This is a genomic window from Paracoccus sp. SCN 68-21 (genome assembly GCF_001724535.1).
Taxonomy (GTDB): Bacteria; Pseudomonadota; Alphaproteobacteria; order Rhodobacterales; family Rhodobacteraceae; genus Paracoccus; species Paracoccus hibiscisoli.
In genome coordinates this window covers 23,946-49,119 of sequence record NZ_MEES01000065.1, presented here as the reverse complement: position 1 = coordinate 49,119, position 25,174 = coordinate 23,946, and the positions used below count along the sequence as shown (strand labels likewise).

Genomic DNA, 25,174 nt, shown 5'->3' with positions numbered 1-25,174 from the left:
TGCCCCGCACTCCCAAGGATGACGCCATGACCATTCATCTGCCCACACAGTCAAACCGCATCAGCCTGTCGCGTGCCGCCGCCGCGCGCAGCAGCGTGACCCAAGGGCCGCCGCTGGATGTGGCCGCCCTGCTGCTGGCGGGCGGCAAGGGCAGGCGGCTGGAGGGTCTGACCGCCAGCGACAGCAAGCCCGCCGTCCCCTTTGCGGGCACCAACCGCATCGTCGATTTCGCGATGGCCAATGCGGTGCGGTCGGGTGTGCGGCGCATGCTGGTCGCCACCCAATACGCGCCGCGCAGCCTGCATCACCACCTGCCGACCCGGTGGGGCCAGTTCTTTCCGCAGGCGGGGCTGATGCTGCGCGACGGGCGCGAACGTTACCTGGGCACCGCCGACGCGGCCCGCCAGACCTGCCACGAGATCGAGGCGATGGGCGGCGATCAGGTGCTGATCCTGGCTGCGGACCACGTCTATGACATGGATTACGGCGCATTGTTGGCGGCGCATCGCGCCTCGGGTGCGGCGGTGACGGTCGCGGTCGATACCGTGCCGCGGGCCGAGGCGCGGGGTTTCGGCGTCATGCAGGCCGACGACCGGGGGCGCATCCTGTCCTTTCTGGAAAAGCCCGCCGATCCGCCGGGTATGATCGGACAACGTGACCGCGCGATGGTGTCGATGGGCATCTATGTGTTCGACCGCGCTTGGCTGCGCGAGGCGCTGTTCGACCGCCCCGTCGAGGCGCTGGACTTCGGCCATGACGTGATCCCCGATGCGGTGGCGCGCGGCATGGCGGCCGTCTGGCAACTGCCCGCCGGCCCCTCGGGCGACGCCTATTGGCGCGATGTCGGCACGCTGGACGCGCTCCGCCGCGCGCAGCTGGATTTCGTGAACGCCGAACCGGCGCGGTTGCCCTTTGCCTGCCCGGCCTCGGACTGGTATCTTGGGCGCGGCAGCATCGCCATGCCCGGCGCCGTCGTGCCCGAAAGCGCGCGCCTGATCTGCACGCTGGTCGGCCCCGGCGCCCAGGTGCCCGCCGGTCTGGTGACCGGCGAGAACCCCGACGAGGATGCCCGCTGGTTCACACGCACCGCCGCCGGGACGGTGCTGATCACCCAGGCCATGCTGGACCGCCGCGCGGCCCATGCCCAGATCCGCCGCTCTGTCACCCCGCCCCTTTTTAACAACCGAGGCCTTCATGCGTGACCTTACCCCGCCCTCCTTTGACGCCACCCAGGCCCGTTCCGACATCCTGGGGGCCGAGTTCCTGGGCGACGGGACGAATTTCGCGCTGTTTTCCGACCATGCCACCCGGGTCGAGCTGTGCCTGTTCGACGAGACGGGGCAGGAAGAGCTGCACCGCCTGCCCCTGCCCGAAATGGAGGGCGGCGTATGGTTCGGATACCTGCCCGACATCCTGCCGGGCCAAGTCTATGGCTATCGCGTCCACGGCCCCTACGAGCCCGAGAACGGCCACCGTTTCAACCCCAACAAGCTGCTGCTGGACCCCTATGCCCGCGAGTTGCGCGGTGAGATCATCTGGGACGACGCGCTGCACGGCTATCAGATAGGCCAGGACGACCTGACCTTTGACGAACGCGACAGCGCGCCCTTCATGCCCAAGGGCGTCGTCGTGGATGCCAATTTCGATTGGGACAGCGACCGTGCCATCCGCACCCCCTGGACGCAGACGGTGATCTATGAGGCGCATGTCAAGGGCTTGACCCAGCAGCATCCCGACGTCCCCGAGGATCTGCGCGGCAGCTTTCAAGGGCTGGCCAGCGACGCGGTCATCGACCATCTGCACAAGACCGGCGTCACCGCGATCGAGCTGCTGCCAATCCACGCCTTTGCCAATGACCGCTATCTGGTGGAAAAGGACCTGTCGAATTATTGGGGCTATTCCACGCTGTCCTTCTTTGCCCCCCACGCGCCCTATCTGAAGACCGGCCAGATCCGCGAGGTCAAGGAGGCCATCCGCCGGTTCCACAAGGCCGGGATCGAGGTCATCCTGGACGTGGTCTTCAACCACACCTGCGAGGGGTCCGAACTGGGCCAGACGCTGTCCTTCCGGGGCATCGACAATGCCAGCTATTACCTGCTGGACGATGACAAGCGCCACAGCTTTGACACCACCGGCACCGGCAACACGCTGAATGTCGCGCATCCGATGGTGCTGCGCATGGTCATGGATTCGCTGCGCTATTGGGTGCAGGTGATGCATGTGGACGGGTTTCGCTTCGACCTGGCCTCGACCCTGGGCCGCGAGGCGACGGGATTCGAACGCGACGGCGCCTTCTTCAACGCGATCCGCCAGGACCCGGTCCTGTCCGGCATCAAGCTGATCGCCGAGCCGTGGGATATCGGGGATGGCGGCTATCAGGTCGGCGGCTATCGCTGGCCGTTCCGCGAATGGAACGACAAGTTCCGCGATGATACCCGCGCCTTCTGGCGGCGCGATGCGGGCCTGTTGGGCGCGATGGCGGAAAGGCTGGCCGGGTCGCCGGTGCAGTTCGATCACAGCCACCGCCCCTCGACCAGCTCGGTCAATTTCGTGGCGGCGCATGACGGATTCACGCTGTGGGACACGGTCAGCTACGCAGACAAGCATAACGACGCGAACGGAGAGGACGGGCGCGACGGCCACGATCACAACCTGTCCGACAATCTCGGCGCCGAGGGTCCGTCGGACGATGCAGGCATCGACACCGCCCGCATCCGCCGCGTGCGCGCCATGCTGGCGACCGTGTTCCTGTCGCAGGGCGTGCCGATGATCCTGGCCGGGGATGAACTGGGCAACAGCCAGGACGGCAACAACAACGCCTATTGCCAGGACAATCCGATCAGCTGGCTGGACTGGGACGCCGCCCGCCCCGAGATCCGCGATGCCGTCGCGGCCCTTGCCGCGTTCCGCACGGACAGCGGTCTGGCCCACACCCGCTTTTCCGGCAAGGAGGGCGGCCCCGCCGTCGAATGGCTGCATCCGCGCGGCGACCACATGGCCGATGATGATTGGTCCGACCCGGACCTCCGCCTGACCGGCATGCGCCTGCAGCCCGCGTTCGGTCCCGCGATCCTGATCATCGTCAATGCCGGCGATGACGGCGAATTCGCCCTGCCCGACGGGGAATGGAGCCTGCGCATCGACACCGCCCGCGATCAGGTCGCCTGCAACGAGGCTGTCTCTGGGGTGCTGCCCCTGGGATGGCAGAGCGTCGTGGCCCTGACCTGCGCCGACTGATCACCAGCCATCACCAGGAGGATATGATGAGCGATACCAACCGTGACGACCTGATCCGCGCCCGCGCGCACCAGATCTGGGAAGACGAAGGCCGCCCCGAGGGGCAGGAGGCCGACCACTGGACCCGCGCCGCGGCCGAGCTGGATGCGTCCGAGGGCGCGCCCAAGGATAGCGAGCGTGACATGGCGTCTGAGCTAAGCGAAGGCCATGAGCGGGCCGAGGAGGAGGGCAATGTGCCCCCGAACGTCGCCGGTCCCAAGGGGCGCAAGCGGAACAAGGCCTGACCTGCCGATATGCTCAACAGTCTTGAAAACTGTTGAGCATGGCCTTAGACCACCGGGGTGCAACCCGGTGGTCTTATGCTTCGCACCCATTCCGCGCTGGCCCATGCGGCCTATCACGACCTGCTGCGATCGCTGCGCGACGAGGGGTGGCGCGACCTGCGCGGCACGCCCGCGCTGATCCGACGCGGCGCGCGCGGCTATTGGTATGACAGTTTCCGCGTCGGCACCCAGGTCCGCAAGCGCTATCTGGGCGAGGACAGCCCCGATCTGGCCGCCCGCATGGCCGCCCTGCGCGACGACCGCGCTCCCCTGGAACAACGCCGCCGCGAGCGTGCCCGTCTGGTGCGTCTGCTGCGGGCCGAGGGGTTTCTGGGCCTGGACCCGACCAGCGGCAGCCTGATGGCGGCGCTGTCGGCGGCGGGCGTCTTTCGCCTTGGCGGCACGGTCGTGGGCACCCATGCCTTCCGTCTTTATGAGGGAGAGCTGAACTTGGCACTGTCACTGGAACAGACGGCGCAGACCGACGATCTGGACATCGCCAGCTTTGAGCGGCTGTCCCTGGCGCTGGAGGATGCGGCCGCGCCCCCGGTCCAGCAGGTGCTGGCCGATTTCGATTTCGCCCCCGTCCCCAGCCTGGAGCCGGGTCGCGCCTGGCGCTGGCGCCAGACCCAGGGCAATGCGCTGGTCGAGTTCCTGACCCCCGCCTTTGGCGAGGAGGGCCTGCGCGACCTGCCCGCCCTGGGGGTGCAGGCGCAGGCGCTGCATCACCTGAACTATTTGATCGCGGACCCGATTCCGGCAGCGATCCCCTATCGCAGCGGCGTTCTGGTCCAGATCCCGCGGCCTGAGCGTTTCGCGATCCACAAGCTGATCGTGGCCGATCGCAGGCGCGGCGACGACCGCCTGAAATCGGCTAAGGACCGTGCGCAGGCGGCCTTCCTGATCGCGGCCTTGGCCCGCGACCGCCCCGAGGATCTGGCCGAGGCGCATGAGGACGCGCTGTCCCGCGGTCCCCGCTGGCGCGACCGCATCGCGGCCAGCCTGGCGCGGATGCCCGACACGGCGGCCTTGCTGGCGGCGCTTTAGGCCAAGACCACGCGCGTCTGCCACGTCTCGCAGGCGCGCATCAGGTCGGGTGGCAGGGCGCGGTCGGTAAAGACCGCCTCCAGCTGCGACAGAGAGGCAATGCGCGCGGGCGCGCTGCGCGACAGCTTGGAATGGTCGGCCACCAGAAAGGTTCGGCGCGACTGGCGCAGGATGGTCTGGCTGACGCCGACCTCCTGGATGTCGAAATCCAGCAGGTCGCCGTCGCGGTCCAGCGCCGAACAGCCGATCACCGCCAGATCGAACTTGAACTGGCGGATCGTTTCCGCCGCAAGCGTGCCCACCAAACCGCCATCGGCGCGGCGCAGGCTGCCGCCCGTAACGATCACGTCGCAATCGGGGTTAGCGGCCAGGATATTGGCCACGTTCATGTTGTTCGTGACCACCAGCATGTTGCGATGGCCCAGCAATTCGCGGGCCACGGCCTCGGTGCTGGTGCCGATGTTCAGAAACAGGCTGATCTTTTCGGGCACCTCGGCCGCGCAGGCCCGCGCGATGGCGGTCTTGGCGTCGTGATGCAGGCTGCGGCGCTCCTCATAGCCGATATTGGCAACGCCCGAGGGAAGGATTGCGCCGCCATGCACCCGCTCCAGCCGGCCGGCCTCGGCCAGCTCGGTCAGGTCGCGGCGGATCGTCTGCAGGGTGACGCCGAAATGGCCGGCCAGCCCCTCGACGGTCACCTTGCCGTCGCGGCGGGCGATCTCCAGGATCTCGGGCTGGCGGAAGGTCTGCGACATGAAACACCCCTGGCTTTTCGAAGATGTGACACGGCTTTGACGAACAGGCAATATCTTCGCTTTCTTGCGTTTTGTGCAGAATTTCGCCCCGCGCCTGCATCCGACGGCGGTCAAATCAGCGCCTTAAGGGGCAGATAGGGTGACATTATAGGACACAACCCATTGTCCAAAAACGATAATCCCCAAAGTGAAGGAAAACGAAAAATTATGCTTTCTTTTTGGCGCGCTGCGGGTCAGAAATGGGCATGTCTTGGCAGAGAGGTCCGGTGTGACAGTCACAGATGACATGGTGGATCTGTTCGTGATCGGCGGCGGCATCAATGGCTGCGGGATTGCGCGCGACGCGGCCGGGCGCGGCCTGTCCGTCACCTTGGCCGAGATGGGCGATCTGGCGCAGGCGACCTCCAGCGCATCGACCAAGCTGTTCCACGGCGGCCTGCGCTATCTGGAATATTTCGAGTTCCGCCTGGTCCGCGAGGCCCTGATCGAGCGCGAGGTGCTGCTGCGCGCCATGCCGCATATCAGCTGGCCGATGCGCTTTGTGCTGCCTTGGCACGCCGACATGCGGTTTGAGAGCGACACCCCCACATCCAAGCTGCTGGGCCGCGTGATGCCCTGGATGAAGGGCCGCCGCCCGTCCTGGCTGATCCGCCTTGGTCTGTTCATGTATGACACGCTTGGCGGCCGCCAGATCCTGCCCGGCACCCGCACCCTGTCGCTGGAGGGCACGCCCGAGGGCGCCCCCCTGCAGGAGCGGTTCCGCCGCGCCTATGAGTATTCCGACTGCTGGGTCGAGGATTCGCGCCTGGTCGTGCTGAACGCCCGCGACGCCGAGGCGCGGGGCGCGCGCATCATGACCGGCACCCGTGTCCAATCCGCCGACCGCCATGCCGACCACTGGGTCGTCACCACCCAGGATACTGACACCGGCGCGACCACCCGCCACCGGGCGCGGATGCTGGTCAATGCGGGCGGGCCCTGGGTGGGCGACATCATCCAGGGCACGATCCGCCTGAACTCGACCGAGGGCGTACGTCTGGTGCGGGGCAGCCATATCGTGACCCGCAAGCTGTATGATCACGACAAATGCTACTTCTTTCAGGGCACCGATGGGCGGATCATCTTTGCCATCCCCTATGAGGGCGATTTCACGCTGATCGGCACCACCGATGCCGACCATCAGGACCCCTCGGTCAAGCCCGAATGCACGCCTGAGGAGCGGGACTATCTGCTGGGCTTTGCCAATCAGTATTTCCGCCGCCAGCTGACCGCCGATGACGTGGTCTGGGCCTATTCCGGGGTGCGCCCGCTCTATGACGACGGCGCCCAGAGCGCCACGGCGGCGACGCGCGACTATACGCTGAAGGTCGATCAGGCGGGCGGGGCGCCGGTGCTGAACGTCTTTGGCGGCAAGATCACCACCTATCGCCGTCTGGCGGAATCGGCGCTGGAGAAGATCGCGCCCTTCTTTGCCGGGCTGCCCGGCGCCTGGACCAAGGGGCAGGCGCTGCCCGGGGGCGATTTCCCGGTGGACGGGGTGGCCGATCTGGTGGCCGGACTGCGCCGCGACCATCCGTTCCTGACCGACCCTTGGGCGCTGCGTCTGGTGCGCGCCTATGGGACCGAGGCGCGGGGCATTCTGGCGGGCGCACGCATCGCCGCCGATCTGGGCGTCGATTTCGGCGCCACCCTGTCCGAGGCCGAGGTCGTCTGGCTGATGGATCACGAATACGCGCGCTGTGCGGATGATGTCATCTGGCGGCGCACCAAGCTGGGGCTGCGCCTGACGGTCGATCAGGTGGCGGCGCTGGATGCATGGATCCGCGCCCGTTGGGCGCAGCGGCAGGCCGCCGCCGAATAGGCGCCGCCGCAGGAAGGACCTTGGGAGGGGTCGGGGATGAGTTTGGAACTGCAGGGCGTGACGAAGGTGGTCGAGGGGCAGGTGCATGTCCACCCCACCGATCTGGTGCTGGCGCGCGGCACGATGAACGTTCTGCTGGGACCGACCCTGTCGGGCAAGACGTCGCTGATGCGGCTGATGGCCGGGCTGGACCGCCCCGCGCAGGGCCGCATCCTGTGGGAGGGCCGGGACGTCACGGGCATGCGCGTGCAGGACCGCAAGGTCGCGATGGTCTATCAGCAATTCGTCAACTACCCGGCGATGACGGTCTTTGAGAACATCGCATCCCCCCTTCGCCTGATGGGCGTGGACCGCGCCGAAATCGACCGCCGCGTCCGCGAGACCGCCGAAATGATGCGCCTGACCCCCATGCTGGAGCGCAAGCCGCTGGAGCTGTCGGGCGGCCAGCAGCAGCGCTGCGCCCTGGCGCGCGCGCTGGTCAAGAACGCGGGTCTGGTGCTGCTGGACGAGCCGCTGGCGAACCTGGACTACAAGCTGCGCGAGGAGCTGCGGGTCGAGATCCCGCGCATCTTTGCGGAATCGGGCGCGATCTTCGTCTATGCCACGACCGAACCCGAAGAGGCGCTGCTGCTGGGCGGCAACACCGCGACCCTGTGGGAGGGGCGGGTGACGCAGTTCGGGCCCACGCCCCATGTCTATCGCCAGCCTGTCGATGCGACCACGGCGCGGGTGTTCAGCGACCCGCCGATGAATTTCCTGCCCTTTCAGGTGGCGGGTGGGCGGCCTTCGGTCGCGGGAATGCCCGCGCTGCCCGACGGGCGCTATCTGGCGGGGTTCCGGCCCAACCACCTGCATCTGTCGCGCCATGCCGCCGATGCACTGTGCTTTGACGCGCAGCTGGTCGTGACCGAGTTGACCGGATCGGAGACCTTCGTCCATCTGGACCATCACGGCCAGCGATGGGTCGGTCTGATTCAAGGCATCCACGACCTGCCCTTGGGCCAGTCGCTGCCGGTCTGGCTGGACCCGCGCCACGTCTATGTCTTTGCCGAGGATGGCCGCATGGTCACCCCCGCCGCCTATGCAACAGCCGCCTGAGGAGGGGTTATGGCCAAGATCACGCTGGAGAACCTCGCCCATTCCTATTCCGTCCATCCCAAGGGCCCGGAGGATTACGCCCTCAAGGAGCTGAACCACGACTGGCAGGACGGCGCGGCCTATGCGCTGCTGGGCTCCAGCGGGTGCGGGAAATCGACGCTGCTGAACATCATCTCGGGGCTGCTGATCCCGTCGCAGGGGCGCATCCTGTTCGACGGGGTCGACGTGACCCGCGCGCCCACGGCAGAGCGCAACATCGCGCAGGTGTTCCAGTTTCCGGTCGTCTACGACACCATGACCGTGCGCGACAACCTGGCCTTTCCGCTGCGCAACCGGGGCCGCCCCGAGGCCTATGTGGCCGAACGGGTCGCGGAAATCGCCGCGATGATCGGCATGGAGCACATGCTGGACCGCAAGGCCCGCGGCCTGACCGCGGATGCCAAGCAAAAGATCAGCCTGGGCCGCGGCATGGTCCGCAAGGACGTGAACGCCCTGCTGTTCGACGAGCCGCTGACCGTCATCGACCCGCATATGAAATGGGAGCTGCGCACCCAGCTGAAAAAGCTGCACCACGATTTCGGCCACACGATGATCTATGTGACCCATGACCAGACCGAGGCGCTGACATTCGCCGACAAGGTCGTCGTCATGTATGACGGTCGCGTGGTCCAGATCGGCACGCCAGAAGAGCTGTTCGACCGGCCCGAACATACCTTCGTGGGCTATTTCATCGGATCGCCGGGCATGAACCTGCTGCCGGCGAAAATCGACGGCGCGCAGGCGCTGGTGCCCGGCGGCACGACGCCGCTGGCCGGGACCTATGGCGCGGTGCAGGGCAACGTGCAGATCGGGGTGCGCCCCGAACATGTGCGCCTGTCCGCGCATGAGGGCCTGCCCGTCACCATCCGCCGGATCGAGGACGTGGGCCGCCACCGCATCATCCGCGCCGATCTGATGGGGCACGACCTGAACATCATCGCGCCCGAGGATATGGGCGTCGGGGCGGACATGACCCGCGTGGTCTTCGATCCGTCGCGCATCAACGTCTATGCCGACGACTGGCGCGTGGCCGCGGCGTAAGGGGGGACATCATGGAAAAGACCGTCAATCACAAGGCCTGGTTCCTGGTCCTGCCGGTGCTGGTGCTGGTCGCGTTCTCGGCGGTGATCCCGCTGATGACCGTGGTCAACTATGCGTTTCAGGACACGTTCGGCAACAACGTCTTCTTCTGGAACGGCCTGGGCTGGTTCGAGGAGCTGCTGGCATCGGACCGGATGTGGAACGCGCTTGGCCGGCAGCTGGCGTTCTCGGCCATCATCCTGGCGATCGAGATCCCGCTTGGCGTCTTCGTCGCGCTGAACATGCCCAAACGCGGGGTCTGGGCCAGCGTCGTGCTGGTGCTGATGTCGCTGCCGCTCTTGATCCCGTGGAACGTGGTCGGCACGATCTGGCAGATCTTCGGGCGCGTCGATATCGGGCTGTTGGGCTATACGCTGAACAGCATGGGCATCAACTACAACTATACCCAGAACCCGGTCCATGCCTGGGCCACGGTGGTGGTGATGGATGTCTGGCACTGGACGTCGCTGGTGGCGCTTCTGGCCTATGCGGGGCTGCAATCCATTCCCGACGCCTATTACCAGGCGGCGCGGATCGACCAGGCCAGCCGCTGGAAGGTGTTCCGCTATATCGAACTGCCCAAGATGATGGGCGTCCTGATGATCGCGATCCTTCTGCGCTTCATGGACAGCTTCATGATCTATACCGAACCCTTCGTGGTGACCGGCGGCGGGCCGGGCAATGCGACGACCTTCCTGTCCATCGACCTGGTCAAGATGGCGCTTGGACAGTTCGACCTGGGCCCTGCGGCGGCGTTCTCGCTGATGTATTTCCTGGTGATCCTGCTGATCTCCTGGGTCTTCTACACGGTCATGACCAATCTGGACAAAAGGGGCTGACATGCAGAGCCGCACCCGCCTGAACGGCAGCACCGTCGTCATCACCCTGTATCTGCTGTTCCTGATGCTGCCGATCTATTGGCTGATCAACATGAGCCTGAAGACCAACTCCGAGATCACCGGAACCTTCAGCCTGTGGCCGCAGACCCTGACGTTGCGCAACTATGTCGTGATCCTGACCGATCCCAGCTGGTATATGGGTTACGTGAACAGTCTGATCTATGTCGTTCTGAACACGGTGATTTCCGTGGCCGTGGCCCTGCCTGCGGCCTATGCCTTCAGCCGCTATCACTTCATGGGCGACAAGCATCTGTTCTTCTGGCTGCTGACCAACCGGATGGCGCCGCCCGCGGTCTTTGCGCTGCCGTTCTTTCAGCTGTACTCCTCGGTCGGTCTGTTCGATACGCATATCGCGGTGGCTCTGGCGCATTGCCTGTTCAACGTGCCGCTGGCCGTCTGGATCCTGGAGGGTTTCATGCGCGGCGTCCCCAAGGAGATCGACGAGACCGCCTATATCGACGGCTACAGCTTCCCGCGCTTCTTCGTGCGGATCTTCATGCCGCTGATCTCATCGGGGATCGGGGTGGCGGCGTTCTTCTGCTTCATGTTCTCGTGGGTAGAGCTGCTGCTGTCGCGCACGCTGACATCGGTCGCGGCCAAGCCGATCGCGGCGACCATGACCCGCACGCAAGGCGCGTCCGGAGTCGATTGGGGGGTGCTGGCGGCGGCGGGGGTGCTGACCATCGTGCCAGGCGCCTTGGTCATCTATTTCGTGCGCAACTATATCGCCAAGGGCTTTGCCCTGGGCCGCGTGTAAGGGAGGAACGCACATGGCCTGGATGGCATGGACCACACCGACCGCGATCTTTTTCGTCATCATCGCCCTGCTGCTGGTCACCTTTTCGGTGCTGGCGATCCGGTTTCCCGAAACGCCCCGGCGCGGCGTCCTGGGGATCGAGACGACGCGGGGCGACCGCCTGTTCATCACGCTTCTGGGGTCCGCCTTCATCAACCTGGCCTGGCTGGGGACGATGGGGGCGGCGCTGCAACCCTGGGCGCTGCTGATCTGCCTGTTTTATGCCGCCGTCGTGTTCCGGTGGGTCTGACGGGCAGCAAGACTGAACCAATGGGAGGGAGAACCATGAACCTGAAACTGATGACCACCACAGCGGTCCTGCTGGGCCTGACCGGCCCCGCCTTCGCCGATATCGAGGCCGCGCGCGCGTTCCTCGACGCCGAGATCGGCGACCAGTCCGTCCTGACCCGAGAGGAGCAGGAGGCCGAGATGCAGTGGTTCATCGACGCCGCCGAACCCCTGTCCGGCATGTCGATCAACGTGGTGTCGGAAACGATCACCACCCACGAATACGAGGCCCGCGTCCTGGCGCCGGCCTTTACCGCCATCACCGGCATCCAGGTCACCCACGACCTGATCGGCGAGGGCGATGTCGTCGAGAAACTGCAGACCCAGATGCAGACGGGCGAGAACGTCTATGACATGTATATCAACGATGCCGACCTGGTCGGCACGCATTGGCGCTATCAGCAGGTCCGCAACATCACCGACTGGATGGCGAACGAGGGGGCCGATTTCACCAACCCCGATCTGGACCTGGACGATTTCATCGGCCTGGCCTCGGCGACCGGCCCGGATGACAAGCTGTATCAGCTGCCGGTCCAGCAATTCGCCAACCTCTACTGGTTCCGCCACGATTGGTTCACCGACCCCGAGATCATGGCCGAATTCCGCGCCGAATACGGGTACGATCTGGGCGTGCCGGTGAACTGGTCCGCCTATGAGGACATCGCCAAGTTCTTTACCGGACGCGAGATCGACGGCCAGCAGATCTATGGCAACATGGATTACGGCAAGAAGGACCCCAGCCTGGGCTGGCGCTTCACCGATGCGTGGCTGTCCATGGCGGGCGCCAGCGACAAGGGTGAGCCGAACGGTTTCCCGGTCGATGAATGGGGCATCCGCGTCAATGACGACTATCAGCCGGTGGGATCCTGCATGGCGCGGGGCGGGGCCACGAACAGCCCGGCCGCCGTCTATGCGATCGAGAAATACATCGACTGGCTGCAGAACTACACGCCCCCGGCGGCTGCGGGGATGACCTTCAGCGAGGCCGGTCCGGTTCCGGCGCAAGGCGCAATCGCCCAGCAGATGTTCTGGTACACCGCCTTCACCGCCGACATGGTCAAGGAAGGCCTGCCCGTCATGAACGACGACGGCACGCCGAAATGGCGCATGGCACCCTCGCCCTATGGCGCCTATTGGGAGGAGGGGATGAAGGTCGGCTATCAGGACGTGGGCTCGGCCACGCTGATGCAATCGACCCCCGTGGACCGCGCGCAGGCCGCCTGGCTCTATGCGCAGTTCATCGTGTCGAAGACCGTCGACACCAAGAAAAGCCATGTGGGTCTGACCTTTGTGCGCGACAGCTCGATCCGGCATGAAAGCTTTACCGAGCGTGCGCCCCAGCTGGGCGGCCTGGTCGAATTCTATCGCTCTCCGGATCGGACGCGCTGGTCGGATACGGGTCTGAACGTCCCCGATTATCCGCGCCTGGCACAGCTGTGGTGGCAGAATATCGGCGACGCCTCCTCGGGCGCCAAGACCGCGCAGGAGGCGCTGGACGCGCTGTGCGAGCAGCAGGAGGCCGTGATGGAGCGCCTGCAGCGGTCCGGCGTGCAGGGTGACCTGGGCCCGGTCCTGAACGAGCCCGAGGACCCGCAGGTCTGGCTGGATCGCGAAGGCGCCCCGGTGCCCAAGCTGGACAACGAAAAGCCGGCGCCGGTCACCATCGCCTATGAGGAGCTGATCCAGCGTTGGCAGGAGTGATCCAGCCGCGTTAACTGTCCGGGGGGCGCGGGCGACCGCGCCCCCCAATCCGTCGGAAAAGGACCGCCGCCATGACCCATATCCTTGCCATCGACCAGGGCACGACCTCGTCCCGCGCCATCGTCTTTGACGGCGACATGCAGCCCTGCGGCAGCGCCCAGGAGGAGTTCGAGCAGCATTTCCCCCGATCGGGCTGGGTCGAACATGATCCGGGCGACCTCTGGGCCAGCACGGCGGCAACCTGCCGCGCCGCGATCGAGAAATGCGGCAACCCCCGCATCGACGCCATCGGCATCACCAACCAGCGCGAGACCGTGGTGGTCTGGGACCGCAAAACGGGCAAGCCCGTCCACAACGCCATCGTCTGGCAGGACCGCCGCACCGCCGAATTCTGCCGCGAACTGGAGGCCGGGGGCCATGCCGACATGATCACCGCCCGCACCGGGCTGCTGGTCGATCCCTATTTCTCGGCCACCAAGCTGAAATGGATCCTGGACAATGTCGACGGCGCCCGCGCGCGCGCCGAGGCGGGCGATCTGGCCTTCGGCACCGTGGACAGCTGGCTGATCTGGAACCTGACCGGCGGCCAGGTGCATGCGACGGATGCCACCAATGCCGCACGCACGATGCTGTACGACATCCACAAGGGCCGCTGGTCGGCCACGATCTGCAAGCTGTTCGACATTCCCATGGCGATGCTGCCCGACGTGCGCGACTGCGCCGCCGATTTCGGCACCACGCGGCCCGACCTGTTCGGGCGGCCCATCCCCATCACCGGGGTCGCGGGCGACCAGCAGGCGGCCACCGTGGGGCAGGCGTGTTTCCAGCCCGGCATGATCAAATCGACCTATGGCACGGGCTGTTTCGCGCTGTTGAACACGGGGGACAGGCCGGTGGCCTCGACGCAGCGGCTGCTGACCACCATCGCCTATCAGCTGGACGGCAAGCCGACCTACGCGCTGGAGGGGTCGATCTTCATCGCGGGCGCGGTCGTGCAATGGCTGCGCGACGGGCTGAAGATCATCCGTGACGCCAAGGAGACCCAGCCCCTGGCCGAAAGTGCCGACGAAGGCCAACAGGTGATCCTGGTGCCCGCCTTCACCGGACTGGGCGCCCCCTATTGGTCGCCCGACAGCCGTGGCGCCATCTATGGCCTGACGCGCAATTCCGGCCCGGCCGAGCTGGCCCGCGCTGCCCTGGAGAGCGTTGGATTCCAGACCCGCGACCTGCTGGAAGCGATGAAGGCGGACTGGGAGCCCACGGGAGAGACCGCCCTGCGTGTCGACGGCGGCATGAGCGCGTCCGATTACGCGATGCAGTTCCTGTCCGACATCTTGGGCGCGCCCGTCGACCGCCCCAAGGTGCTGGAGACGACGGCCCTGGGCGCGGCCTGGCTGGCAGGGCAGGGGCCGGGCCTCTATCCCGACATGGCGGGGTTCGCCAAGGACTGGGCGCTGGATCGCAGCTTTGCCCCGGCGATGGAGGAGGCCGATCGCGACGCCCGCTATCAGGCCTGGCGGCGGGCCGTCCGCGCCACCATGTCGCTGACCGGACCCGATTGACCTCTGCGCGCCATCCGCTAAGGGGGGCGGCCAGACAGGGGACCATGACATGACGACAGACAAGGTGATCTTTGACACCGACCCCGGCGTGGACGACGCGCTGGCGCTGTATTACCTGCTGCGCCACCCGCAGATCGACCTGCTGGGGGTCACCACGGTCTTTGGCAACGCGCCGGTCGCGCTGACCACGCGGAACGCGCGGTTCCTGCTGCGCGCATGGGGGCATGACGCGCCCGTGCATGCGGGCGCCGCAGGGCCGCTGACCCCCGACATGCCGCCCGAATTCTGGCCCACCTGGATTCACGGCGACAACGGTCTGGGCGACAACCCGATCGACCTGGCGCCGCAGGACGACCCCGACACCGCCGCGCAGTTCCTGATCGACCAGATCCGCGCCCATCCGGGCGAGGTGCGCGTGCTGGCCGTGGGGCGCATGACCAATCTGGCGCGCGCGGTGCAGAGGGCGCCCGACATCGCCGGGCTGGTGCGCGACGTGACCCTGATGGGCGGCGCCTTTCGCGTGCCGGGCAACATCACCCCCGCGGCCGAGGCCAATATCTGGGGCGATCCGCTGGCCGCCGACATCGTCTTTGGTGCGCCTTGGCGGGTGGTGGCGGTGCCGCTGGACCTGACCACGCGCACCTTCATGGACAGCGCCACGCTGGCGCGGCTGGCACAGGCGGGCGGGCCGGGGATGCGGCTGGTGGCCGACCTGTCGCAGGGCTATGTCCGGTTCTATCAGGCGGCGGGCTATGACGGGATGCTGGTCCATGACTGCACCGCCGCCGTCTGGCTGACCGACCCCGACCTGTTCACCCTGACCCAGGGCGAGGTGCGCGTGCTGTCCGACGGCATCGCCCTGGGCCTGACGCTGATGAACCCCGCCGACCGCCAGGGTCCCTTAGGCGCGTGGGAGGGGCGGCCCCGTCAGTTCGCCACCTTGGACGGACAGCCCGACGCCATCCTGGAGCGCATCGCGCAGATTTGCACGGCGTGACCGTCCGGACGGGACGATCTTGCGCGATTGTCCCGTCCTGCCGAACACAGAGCGCGGAAAAGCGCGGCTAATCTTTCCCGACTGTGACCCTTATCTGACAGTCATCGGAACGGACCAGACGCGCATCCGGCGCGCCACCGCTTCCAAGATGTTGCAAGAACAAGGAAAATGATCATGAAAAACTTCGTGTATGCCCTGGCCGCCCTGTCCCTGACCGCCGGTGGCGCGATGGCCGCCTCGTCCAGCGAATTCACCACCCCGACCCGCCCCGCGCAGACCGTCGAAGTCCCCGCAGGCGACGTGATGACCGCGCGCGAGCTGTCGCAGGCCGGGCTGAGCGCCACTGATCTGGTGACCATCACCCGCATCAACACCACCAGCGAAACCGCCAGCATTGATAATTCCAGCCGCGGCTTCTACTGATCGGTTCTGACCGGCCGGTTCCGCACAGGGGCCGACGGGCCGCCATTCCTCCGGGAGTGGCGGCCCTTTCATCATGTCCGGGTCACGCAAGAGGGTCGGTCATGGACATCAAGGTGCTGCGCAGCTTTGCCGCCATCGTCGACGAGGGCAGCTTTGCCGCCGCAGCGCGCCGGTTGGGCATCTCGAAAAGCACCTGCAGCAAGATGATCGCCGACCTGGAGACCGATCTGGGCACGCGCCTGCTGACGCGAACCACGCGGGCGGTGACGCCCACGGCGGCGGGCCATGCCTTTCACGCGCAGATCACCGACATCCTGACCCGCCTGGACGCGGCCTTCGAAGGGGTGCGCGCCGCCTCGGCCCGTCCCTCCGGGCCGCTGAAGCTGGGCGTGCCGGTGCAATACACCCTCAAGGTGCTGCAGCCGCACCTGATGCGCTTTATGGAGGAATATCCCGACATCCAGCTGGACGTGGTGCTGGACGACAGCCGGTCCGACATGACGCGCGACGGGTTCGACGCCGTGATCCGCATCGGCACGCTGGAGGACAGCAGCCTGCATGCCCGGCGCCTGCATGACGCCAACATCATGCTGGTCGCATCGCCCGACTATATCGCCCGCCACGGCAGCCCGCAGCGCCCGGCCGACCTGCGCGACCACCAATGCCTGCATTACACCAACCTCAGGGGTCCCGGCACCTGGCCCCTGCGCCAGGGGTCCGAGGTGATCTATCAAAAGATCACTCCCGCCTTTTCCAGCAACAACGGAGAGTTGCTGCGCGCGCTGGCGGTGGGCGGCAAGGGGATCGCGCTGGCTCCGGAATTCCAGGTGGCCGACGATCTGGCGCAGGGGCTGCTGGTGCCGGTCCTGCCCGGACACGCGCTGCCGGGGGTGCCGATCCACCTGGTCTATTCCACGCGCAAGCTGGTGACGGCGTCGCTGGCGGCCTTTCTGGACTTTGCCGCACGGCTGGATCTGGACTAGGGCCCGCCGGACAGAATGCCGCCTTGCACCCGGCGCGACACTCTGTCCTGTTGGGAAAAACCGGGGAAAGGACAGCGCATGGGCGAACAGGTCAGGGTGGCCATCATCGGCGCGGGCATCACCGGCATCACCTGCGCGCGGGCGCTGGTCGCGGCGGGACTGACAGTCACGCTGTTCGACAAGGGGCGCGGCATCGGCGGGCGACTGGCCACGCGCCGCACCGATGGGGGGCTGCGGTTCGATCACGGGGCGCAATATCTGCCGGCCTCGGACCCCGAATTTGCGGCCCTGCTGGGCGGGCTGGTGGATGCGGGCGACGCTGCACCCTGGCCTGAGGCAGCCGGCATCGTCGGCACGCCCGGCATGGCGCAGATCCCGCGCGCGCTGGCGCAGGGGTTGGACATCCGGTCGGGTGCCATGGTCACGGCGCTGCGGCGCCACGGCGCGGGCTGGCACCTGGGCGGAGAGGGCATCGACCACCACGCCGACCGCGTCGTGCTGGCCATTCCCGCGCCCCAGGCCCGCGATCTGCTGGGCGGCGATCACCCGCTGTCGGGGCCGCTGGCGCAGGTCCGCTACCGCGCGAATATCACCGTGATGGTGGGGGTGGACCTCGCCGCGCCGCGCCCCTTTGCCACGCATAAGGGACAGGACGCGCTGGCCTGGGTCGCCCAGGACAGCGCCAAGCCGGGGCGCGATGACCAGCCGCTGACCACCTGGGTGGTGCAGGCCGCGCCCGATTACAGCATGCACCACATCGACCTGCCCTTTGCCGATCTGGCGCATATGATCGCGCCGCAGCTGCTGGAGCTGCTGGGAGCGGACCCGGCGCATCTGCACCACGCCGCAGCGCATCGCTGGCTGTATTCGCAGACCGACCGCCCCCTGGGGCAGCCGTTCCTGGCCGATGACGCGGCGGGGCTGGTCGTCGGCGGGGACTGGGCGCTAGGGGCCCTGGCAGAACATGGCTGGGCCAGCGGGCGCGCGATGGCGGCCCATCTGCTGGCCCGCGCATGACCGACGACCGCACCCCCCGCGCTGTCCCCCAGGGCCGCCTGACGCGGATGCTGCGCCTTGGTGGGCTGGCGGGGGGCATCGGGGGGGGCGCGCTGGCCACCGGCGCGCGGCAGCTGGCGACCGGCCAGCGCCCCCGCGCGCAGGAGATGTTCATGACCCCCGGCAATGCCGCGCGGCTGGCGGGCCAGCTGGCGCAGATGCGCGGGGCGGCGATGAAGATGGGACAGCTGATCTCGATGGAGGCGGGCGATTTCCTGCCGCCCGAGCTAACGCAGATCATGGCCCGCCTGCGCGCCGATGCAGACCCCATGCCGCCCAAGCAGCTGCAGCGCGCACTGGACGCGGCCTGGGGCGAGGGCTGGCTGCGCCATTTCCAGCGCTTTCAAGTGCGCCCGATCGCGGCGGCCTCGATCGGGCAGGTGCATCGCGCCCTGACCCGCGACGGGCGCGATCTGGCGATAAAGGTGCAATATCCCGGCGTGCGGGCCAGCATCGACAGCGATATCGACAACATGGCGCTGCTGATGCGGATCCCCGGCCTGCTGCCCCCCGGCGTCGATCTGCCACCGCTGATCGCCGAGGCCCGCGCCCAGCTGCATGCCGAGGCCGATTACGCGCGCGAGGCTGAACAGATGCGCCTCTATGCCGCCAATCTGGCGGGGTGCGACGAATTCCTGCTGCCGGTGCCCGACGATCAGTTCAGCACGCCCGACGTGCTGGCCATGGACTTCATCGACAGCCGCCCCATCGAGACCCTGGCCGAGGCCCCCCAGCCCGTCCGCGACCGCGCCGCCACCCATCTGGCCCAGCTGGTCATCGAGGAGCTGTTCCGGTTCGACCTGATGCAGACCGACCCCAATTTCGCCAATTACCGCTGGCAGCCCGACGACGCGCACCCGTCGGGCGGGCGCATCGTGCTGCTGGATTTCGGGGCCACGCGCGGGTTCTCGGCCCCCGTGGCCCCGCGCTATCTGGCGCTGCTGCGTGCCGCGCTGGCGGGCGACCGCGAGGCGATCCGCGACGCCGCCATCGCCATCGGCTATTTCCGCGCCGACACCGACGCCGCCCATCAGGACATGCTGATGGCGATGATGGATCTGGCCTTTGCGCCGCTGCGGGCGGGAGGCGTGATGGACATGGGCAGCAGCGACATCCCGCGTCAGGTGGCCGATCTGGCGATGCAGATCGCCGCCACCCGCGCCCGCGCCGAGATGCCCCCGCCAGAGATCCTGTTCCTGCACCGCAAGATCGGCGGCCTTTATCTGCTGCTAGCGCGGCTGCGGGCGCGGGTCGATCTGGACGCGCTGATCCGGCCCGATGCGCTGGACGAGATGCTGCGGGCGCGCGCTCAGTCCTGATCGGTCTCGTGCAGGCGGTCGCGGGTCAGGCGCAGGATCATGCGAAACTCCTCTGCCGTGGCAAGCGCCGGGCCGACCTCCTCGGTGGGGACCGCGCCGGGGTCCTCCTGCCCGTCGCGCAGGGTCTCGCGCTGGCCCAGCCAGTCGATCACCGGCTGGCGGGCCGCGGGCTCCAGCGCGGCGACCAGACGCGCCAGCAGGCGGCGCTGCGCAGTCAGGCGGGCGTCCAGGATGGCGGGGTCGATATCGGACATGGGCGGTCTCCTCCGGGTGGGGTTCGGGGCGGAACGCGGCCCGCGCCCGCCGGGTTCACGGGCCCGGTCATGCCCCTGTGATCGCACTGTGCAGGAACATCGCCCTTTGGGGCGTGTTGGGCGGGCAGCACAGGGGAATGGCGCGATGTGGGACTGGATTTCAGAGAATAGCGGGTTGGTGCAGGCCGGGATGGCGGCGGTAACGGCGCTGATCTGGATGATCTATCTGCACGTGATCGTGTCGGGCCTGCGCCGCCAGCGCCGGACCGAGATCCTGATCCATCTGGGCGGTGCGCGCGACTTGTCGGCCCGCATCCTGGTCAGCAATCTGGGGTTCGAGCCGATCTATGTGCTGGAGATCATGCTGACGGTCTGGACCGCTGACGGCCAGCGCATGTCCTCGGTCGCCGACCGGACCGAGATCGCCCGCGACCAGCACGCCACCCCGCGCGAGGCGACGTTGCAGGGCCCGCTGAAAAGCGGCGATCACGTCGATATCGGCAGCGTTCTGGACCTGCTGGACCGCGCCCGCCACAGCAGTTTCGACGCACTGGAGCCGCAGGACATCCGCGAGGTCGAGGTGACGGTCGCCGCCATCACCGCCGCCGACAGCCGCATCGCCGCCGCAGCCCGCCGCTTTGCGATGAAGGGTCAGGGCGATGACCTGTCGCTGTGCCCCAAAAACCTCTATGCGCGCCAGATCCGCTCCTCGTGGCGCCGCCGCCGGATCGAGGCGCAGCTGCGCGAGAGGCTTTAGAAAAAGCATCAAGAGTTTAATGCATGCTTTTGTGGTAATGATGAAAATTTTTGTATCGGGAGAAAGGCAGTAGACCAGCCGCCGCCCGCAGCCCGATTCGGTGCCTACGCGACTGAACCCCGTCGACTGCACCCGAGCAACCGTTCCCAACCCGTCAACAGCCCATCCGGCAGCCGCAAGGACCGTCAGCGCCAAGCACCCCGACATGTCAGCCCGCAGGGGCGTGCCGCCGACAATCGCACCCGCAGCCCTGTCAGTCCTCGCGGAACAGGTCGCGGGTGAACACGCGGTCGGTCACGTCGTCCAGATCCGCCGTCAGACGGTTCGCCACGATCACGTCGGCTTCGGCCTTGAACGCGGCCAGATCGCGGATCACGCGCGAGCCGAAGAACCGCTCGTCGGGCAGGGCGGGTTCATAGACCACGACCTCGACCCCCTTGGCCTTGAGCCGCTTCATCACGCCCTGCACGGCGGATTGGCGGAAATTGTCGGACCCCGCCTTCATCACCAGGCGATAGATGCCGACCACCTGCGGGCGGCGCGACAGGATGTCCTCGGCGATCACGTCCTTGCGGGTGCGGTTCGCCTCGACCACGGCGGCGATCAGGTTCTGGGGGACGTTGCTGTAATTGGCCAGCAACTGCTTGCTGTCCTTGGGCAGGCAATAGCCGCCATAGCCAAAGGACGGATTGTTGTAATGGCTGCCGATGCGGGGGTCTAGGCCGACCCCCTCGATGATCTGGCGGCTGTCCAGACCGTTGCCCATCGCATAGCTGTCCAGCTCGTTGAAATAGGCGACGCGCAGCGCCAGATAGGTGTTCGCGAACAGCTTGATCGCCTCGGCCTCGGTCGATCCGGTCAGCAGGATCGGGACATCCGCGTCCAGTGATGCCTCGGCCAGCAGGTCGGCAAAGCCGCGGCCGCGGGGGCTGTCCTCTCCGACCACGATGCGCGACGGGTGCAGGTTGTCATGCAGCGCGCGCCCCTCGCGCAGGAATTCGGGGCTGAAGATCACGTTCTGCGTGCCCAGATTCTCCCGGACGCCCTTGGTAAAGCCCACCGGCACCGTCGATTTGACCACGATCAGCGCATCGGGCGCATGGACCGTCACGTCGCGGATGACCGCCTCGACGCTGGTGGTGTTGAAGTAATTCGTCACCGGGTCGTAATCGGTGGGCGTCGCGACGATCACCACATCGGCCCCGTCATAGGCGGCCGCCGCATCGGTCGTGGCGGTCAGGTTCAGGTCGCGCGTGGCCAGATGGTCGGCGATGTCGGCATCGATGATCGGGCATTGCCGGGCGTTCAGCATGGCCACGCGGTCCGCGTTCACGTCCAGCGCCCGCACCGTGTTGCGCGCGGCCAGCAGGACGGCATTGGACAGGCCGACATAGCCGATCCCGGCCACGGCAATGATTTTTCCCGACATCACGGTTCCCTATCTGATCCGCGCGCAGCATAGCGCGCGGCGGCGGCTGCGCAACCACCGCCGCGCCGGGGGGGTCAGACGGCGCGGGCCTTGGCCTCGGCCCGGCGCGCGTGCAGCGCGGGTTCGGTATAGCCCGAGGGCTGGCTGGTCCCCGTCAGGACCAGATCGCGCGCCGCCAGAAAGGCCGGACCGTCGAACCCGGGCGCCATGGCGCGGTATGCCGCATCGCCCGCGTTCTGGGCATCGACCTTGGCGGCCATGCGGCGCAGCGCGTCCTCGACCTGATCCACGGTGATCAGCCCATGCTCCAGCCAGTTGGCCAGATATTGCGCGCTGATGCGGCAGGTGGCGCGATCCTCCATCAGCTGCACGTCGTCGATATCGGGCACCTTGGAACAGCCGATGCCCTGGTCGACCCACCGCACGACATAGCCCAGGATGCCCTGCGCGCTGTTGTCCAGCTCTCGCAGGATCTGGTCCTGCGGGATCGGACCGTCCGCCAGCGCGGGCGTCAGCAGCAGGTCCAGATCGGGCAGCGCCGCGCCCGCCAGTTCGTCCTGGCGCGCGGCCACGTCGATCTGGTGATAATGCAGCGCATGCAGCACTGCCGCCGTGGGCGAGGGGACCCAGGCCGTGCTGGCGCCCGATTTCGGGTGGCCGATCTTGACCTCCAGCATCTCGGCCAGGGCGTCGGGCTTGGCCCACATGCCCTTGCCGATTTGCGCGCGGCCCCGCATGCCCGCGGCAAGCCCGATCAGCACGTTGCGATCCTCATAGGCTTTCAGCCAGGTCGCGGTCTTCATGCCGTCGCGGCCCACGAACGCGCCCGCCTGCATCGAGGTGTGGATCTCATCGCCCGTGCGGTCCAGGAAACCCGTGTTGATGAAGAAGATCCGGTTGCGGATCGCGTGGATGCAGGCGGCCAGGTTGGCGCTGGTGCGACGCTCCTCGTCCATCAGGCCCAGCTTGACGGTGTTGGCGGGCAGGCCCAGGGCGGTCTCGACATGGGTAAAGACGGCGTCGGCGAATGCCGCCTCGTCGGGGCCGTGCATCTTGGGCTTGACGATATAGATCGCGCCAGCACGGCTGTTGCGCGGGCCTTGGGTCTTTTTCAGGTCGTGGATGGCGCAGGCGACGGTGACCATCGCGTCCATCAGCCCCTCGGGGGTGTCCTGCCCGTCCTTGCGCACCACATCTGTGGTCATCAGGTGGCCCACATTGCGCACCAGCAGCAGGGCGCGACCCTGCAGCGTCACGGTGCTGCCATCGGGGCGGGTGACCTCGCGGTCGCCCTGCAACCGGCGGGTCATGACCTTGCCGCCCTTGTCAAAGCTCTCGGCCAGATCGCCCTTCATCAGGCCAAGCCAGTTGGCATAGACGCCGATCTTGTCCTCGGCATCGACGGCGGCGACGCTGTCCTCGCAATCCTGGATGGCTGACAGCGCCGCCTCCAGCACCACGTCACGCAGCCCGCTGGCCGAGGCCGCCCCGATCGGGTGGTCCGCATTGATCACCAGCTCCACATGCAGCCCGTTGTGGCGCAGGACATAGCCCGTGTCTGCCCCGTCCCGCCGCGTGCCGACAAAGGCCGCCGGATCGGCCAGGCGCACGACCTGCCCGCCGACCGTGGCGGTCAGGCCCTGATCGTCGGCGCCATAGGCGGTGACGTCCGCATGGCTGCCCGAGGCCAGCGGCAGCGCCTCGTCCAGGAACGCCGCCGCCCGCGCCACGACCGCATCGCGCCGCGCCGCGTCGAACCCGCCCGTGGGCACCGGTCCCGTCACGTCCGACCCGTACATGGCATCATACAGCGACCCCCACCGCGCATTGGCCGCGTTCAGCGCGAAGCGGGCATTGCTGACCGGCACCACCAGCTGCGGGCCCGCCAGGGTCGCGATTTCGGGGTCGATGGTGCCGTTGTCGATGGCAAAGGGCGCAGCTTCCGCGGCCAGATAGCCGATCTCGGTCAGGAACGCGCGATAGGCGGCCGCATCCCAAGGCTGGTTGCCGCGCGCCTTGTGCCAGGCGTCGATCCGGGCCTGCAATGTGGCGCGTTCGGCCAGCAGCTCGCGGTTTTTCTCGGCAAAGCCGTCCAGCAACTCCGCATAGCCCCGCCAAAACGCATCAGCAGACACATCGGTGCCGGGCAGCACCCGATCCTCGACAAAGGCTGCGAAATCAGGATGGACGTCCAGGCCGTGGCGCGGGGTGGCGGGGGTCATGATGGTCTCCTCGGATGGCAGGGAATCGGCGTCTGCCTCATGGAATACGGCAGCACTAGGGCTTTGCCAAGCATTATGGAAGGTTTTTCCATTTGTGTCAGAACCACCTATCGCGTCCTGGTCGCGGGGGTCCGGGGGCCCCGCAGCCCGCCCGTCCCCCTCGATGGGGGTCGGGCGGGCTTTCCCCTCCGGCAGGCGCCGGTTGCGTTTCAGCAGGCGCGTCGGCATGCTGCCCCGACATCAGCTGACCGGAGACCGGGATGATCCGCGCCCACATGGCCACCTTTCCGCCCCGCTCCGCCATCCTCATGCAGACCGTCGCATCGATCCTGCCGCAGGTGGACCACCTGTTCCTGTGCCTGAACCAGCATGAGGCGATCCCGCCCGCCCTGGCGCAGGACGACCGCGTCACCGCGATCATTCCCGATCGCGACCTGCGCGACGCGGGCAAGTTCGCCTTCGTCCCGGATGACGACGACATCGTGCTGACCGTCGATGACGACATCCTCTATCCGCCCGATTACGTCGCGCGCACGCTGGCGCATTTCGACCAGCTGCCGCCCGAGTGTCATGTGCTTGGCTATCTGGGCAATGCCTGGATGGCCAAGGGCAAGCTGGGCCAGGAGGGGTGGAAGAACTTCATGTTCCACAAGCGCGCGCCCCACGCGATCAAGGTCGACGTGCTGGGCACGGGCACCACCTGCCAGCTGGGCCGCCACCTGCCGCGGCTGGACCAGATCGAGGGTGCCGCGGGCTTTGTCGATCTGCGCCATGCCCGCCTGCACACGCAGGCCGGGCGCTGGATGTGGTCGCTGCCGCGCGACGAGGGCTGGATGGCCAGTCTGATGACCGACGACCTGCTGCCCAGTTCGCTTTTCACCACGGTCAACCGCGCGCGCCCGCGCGACATGATGAACGAATTGCGCGCCCTGCTGGCCGAACGCGGGCCCCATTCGGGACAGCAGCTCGCGCGGCTGCGCTCGGCAGGGCTGCTCTAGCGCGGGCATGTCTGTTTCTGCCGCCGAATGTCGCAATTCTGCCGCGCCCC

The 25,174-nt window shown here is 67.2% G+C and carries 23 protein-coding genes; 19 read left to right on the top strand and 4 right to left on the bottom strand.

Annotation, left to right across the window (positions count from 1 at the left end):
- Positions 1-26 precede the first annotated feature (26 nt).
- The 4 genes from ABS73_RS14330 to ABS73_RS14315 all read left to right on the top strand — a co-directional run bounded on the left by ABS73_RS14330 (position 27) and on the right by ABS73_RS14315 (position 4,607).
- Positions 27-1,202, top strand: coding sequence for a sugar phosphate nucleotidyltransferase (locus tag ABS73_RS14330; RefSeq protein WP_277020710.1), 1,176 nt, complete (start codon positions 27-29; stop codon positions 1,200-1,202).
- Positions 1,195-3,237, top strand: coding sequence for a glycogen debranching protein GlgX (gene glgX / locus ABS73_RS14325; protein WP_277020708.1), 2,043 nt, complete (start codon positions 1,195-1,197; stop codon positions 3,235-3,237). The genes ABS73_RS14330 and glgX overlap by 8 nt, the downstream gene beginning before the upstream one ends.
- Positions 3,238-3,263: 26 nt before the next feature.
- Positions 3,264-3,521, top strand: coding sequence for a DUF2934 domain-containing protein (locus tag ABS73_RS14320; RefSeq protein ID WP_277020705.1), 258 nt, complete (start codon positions 3,264-3,266; stop codon positions 3,519-3,521).
- Positions 3,522-3,596: 75 nt separating this feature from the next.
- Positions 3,597-4,607, top strand: a complete 1,011-nt coding sequence (locus tag ABS73_RS14315) for a nucleotidyltransferase family protein (RefSeq protein ID WP_277020704.1) — start codon at positions 3,597-3,599, stop codon at positions 4,605-4,607.
- On the opposite strand, the gene ABS73_RS14310 is transcribed toward ABS73_RS14315, so the two are convergent.
- A complete protein-coding gene (locus ABS73_RS14310) occupies positions 4,604-5,362 on the bottom strand; it encodes a DeoR/GlpR family DNA-binding transcription regulator (RefSeq protein ID WP_136857868.1) in 759 nt (252 codons plus the stop codon). The genes ABS73_RS14315 and ABS73_RS14310 overlap by 4 nt on opposite strands.
- A gap of 286 nt (positions 5,363-5,648) precedes the next feature.
- Between ABS73_RS14310 and glpD the strand changes: the two genes are divergently transcribed.
- The 13 genes from glpD (at position 5,649) to ABS73_RS14245 (ending at position 19,464) form a co-directional block, all read left to right on the top strand.
- The gene (gene glpD / locus ABS73_RS14305) at positions 5,649-7,223 is read left to right on the top strand and encodes a glycerol-3-phosphate dehydrogenase (RefSeq protein ID WP_277020701.1); all 1,575 of its coding nucleotides are present in this window, start codon (positions 5,649-5,651) and stop codon (positions 7,221-7,223) included.
- Between the two features lie 36 nt (positions 7,224-7,259).
- Positions 7,260-8,321 carry an ABC transporter ATP-binding protein gene (locus ABS73_RS14300; protein WP_277020698.1) on the top strand — a complete coding sequence of 354 codons (1,062 nt, stop codon included), beginning with the start codon at positions 7,260-7,262 and terminating at the stop codon, positions 8,319-8,321.
- Positions 8,322-8,330: 9 nt separating this feature from the next.
- A complete protein-coding gene (locus ABS73_RS14295) occupies positions 8,331-9,401 on the top strand; it encodes an ABC transporter ATP-binding protein (RefSeq protein ID WP_277020695.1) in 1,071 nt (356 codons plus the stop codon).
- An 11-nt stretch (positions 9,402-9,412) separates the two neighbouring features.
- A complete protein-coding gene (locus ABS73_RS14290; protein WP_277020692.1) occupies positions 9,413-10,279 on the top strand; it encodes a carbohydrate ABC transporter permease in 867 nt (288 codons plus the stop codon).
- A 1-nt stretch (position 10,280) separates the two neighbouring features.
- Positions 10,281-11,096: a carbohydrate ABC transporter permease gene (locus tag ABS73_RS14285; RefSeq protein ID WP_136857863.1), complete on the top strand. Its 816-nt coding sequence runs from the start codon at positions 10,281-10,283 to the stop codon at positions 11,094-11,096.
- Positions 11,097-11,109: 13 nt separating this feature from the next.
- A complete protein-coding gene (locus tag ABS73_RS14280; protein ID WP_277020690.1) occupies positions 11,110-11,385 on the top strand; it encodes a DUF2160 domain-containing protein in 276 nt (91 codons plus the stop codon).
- Between the two features lie 35 nt (positions 11,386-11,420).
- The gene (locus tag ABS73_RS14275) at positions 11,421-13,124 is read left to right on the top strand and encodes an ABC transporter substrate-binding protein (RefSeq protein ID WP_277020687.1); all 1,704 of its coding nucleotides are present in this window, start codon (positions 11,421-11,423) and stop codon (positions 13,122-13,124) included.
- A 71-nt stretch (positions 13,125-13,195) separates the two neighbouring features.
- The gene (glpK, locus tag ABS73_RS14270; RefSeq protein ID WP_277020685.1) at positions 13,196-14,686 is read left to right on the top strand and encodes a glycerol kinase GlpK; all 1,491 of its coding nucleotides are present in this window, start codon (positions 13,196-13,198) and stop codon (positions 14,684-14,686) included.
- 49 nt (positions 14,687-14,735) lie between these two features.
- The gene (locus ABS73_RS14265; protein ID WP_277020682.1) at positions 14,736-15,683 is read left to right on the top strand and encodes a nucleoside hydrolase; all 948 of its coding nucleotides are present in this window, start codon (positions 14,736-14,738) and stop codon (positions 15,681-15,683) included.
- A 174-nt stretch (positions 15,684-15,857) separates the two neighbouring features.
- Positions 15,858-16,106, top strand: coding sequence for a hypothetical protein (locus ABS73_RS14260; RefSeq protein WP_277020679.1), 249 nt, complete (start codon positions 15,858-15,860; stop codon positions 16,104-16,106).
- Positions 16,107-16,207: 101 nt separating this feature from the next.
- Entirely contained in the window at positions 16,208-17,089 is an 882-nt protein-coding gene (locus ABS73_RS14255) for a LysR family transcriptional regulator (RefSeq protein WP_277020676.1), read from the top strand.
- Between the two features lie 78 nt (positions 17,090-17,167).
- A complete protein-coding gene (locus tag ABS73_RS14250; protein WP_277020674.1) occupies positions 17,168-18,106 on the top strand; it encodes an NAD(P)/FAD-dependent oxidoreductase in 939 nt (312 codons plus the stop codon).
- The gene (locus ABS73_RS14245; RefSeq protein WP_277020672.1) at positions 18,103-19,464 is read left to right on the top strand and encodes an ABC1 kinase family protein; all 1,362 of its coding nucleotides are present in this window, start codon (positions 18,103-18,105) and stop codon (positions 19,462-19,464) included. Before ABS73_RS14250 ends, ABS73_RS14245 begins: the two co-directional genes overlap by 4 nt.
- Here ABS73_RS14245 and ABS73_RS14240 read toward each other — a convergent pair.
- The gene (locus ABS73_RS14240; protein WP_277020669.1) at positions 19,455-19,718 is read right to left on the bottom strand and encodes a hypothetical protein; all 264 of its coding nucleotides are present in this window, start codon (positions 19,716-19,718) and stop codon (positions 19,455-19,457) included. The two genes, ABS73_RS14245 and ABS73_RS14240, sit on opposite strands and share 10 nt — an antisense overlap.
- A 145-nt stretch (positions 19,719-19,863) precedes the next feature.
- Between ABS73_RS14240 and ABS73_RS14235 the strand changes: the two genes are divergently transcribed.
- Entirely contained in the window at positions 19,864-20,475 is a 612-nt protein-coding gene (locus tag ABS73_RS14235; RefSeq protein WP_277020666.1) for a hypothetical protein, read from the top strand.
- A gap of 253 nt (positions 20,476-20,728) precedes the next feature.
- Here ABS73_RS14235 and ABS73_RS14230 read toward each other — a convergent pair whose 3' ends face one another.
- Together ABS73_RS14230 and ABS73_RS14225 are read right to left on the bottom strand one after the other, a co-directional pair.
- Complete coding sequence (locus tag ABS73_RS14230; RefSeq protein WP_277020663.1) at positions 20,729-21,904, bottom strand: nucleotide sugar dehydrogenase; 1,176 nt, start codon at positions 21,902-21,904, stop codon at positions 20,729-20,731.
- 74 nt (positions 21,905-21,978) lie between these two features.
- Positions 21,979-24,126, bottom strand: coding sequence for a malate synthase G (locus ABS73_RS14225; RefSeq protein ID WP_277020660.1), 2,148 nt, complete (start codon positions 24,124-24,126; stop codon positions 21,979-21,981).
- Positions 24,127-24,386: 260 nt separating this feature from the next.
- Between ABS73_RS14225 and ABS73_RS14220 the strand changes: the two genes are divergently transcribed.
- Complete coding sequence (locus ABS73_RS14220; protein WP_277020657.1) at positions 24,387-25,124, top strand: hypothetical protein; 738 nt, start codon at positions 24,387-24,389, stop codon at positions 25,122-25,124.
- Positions 25,125-25,174 lie beyond the last annotated feature (50 nt).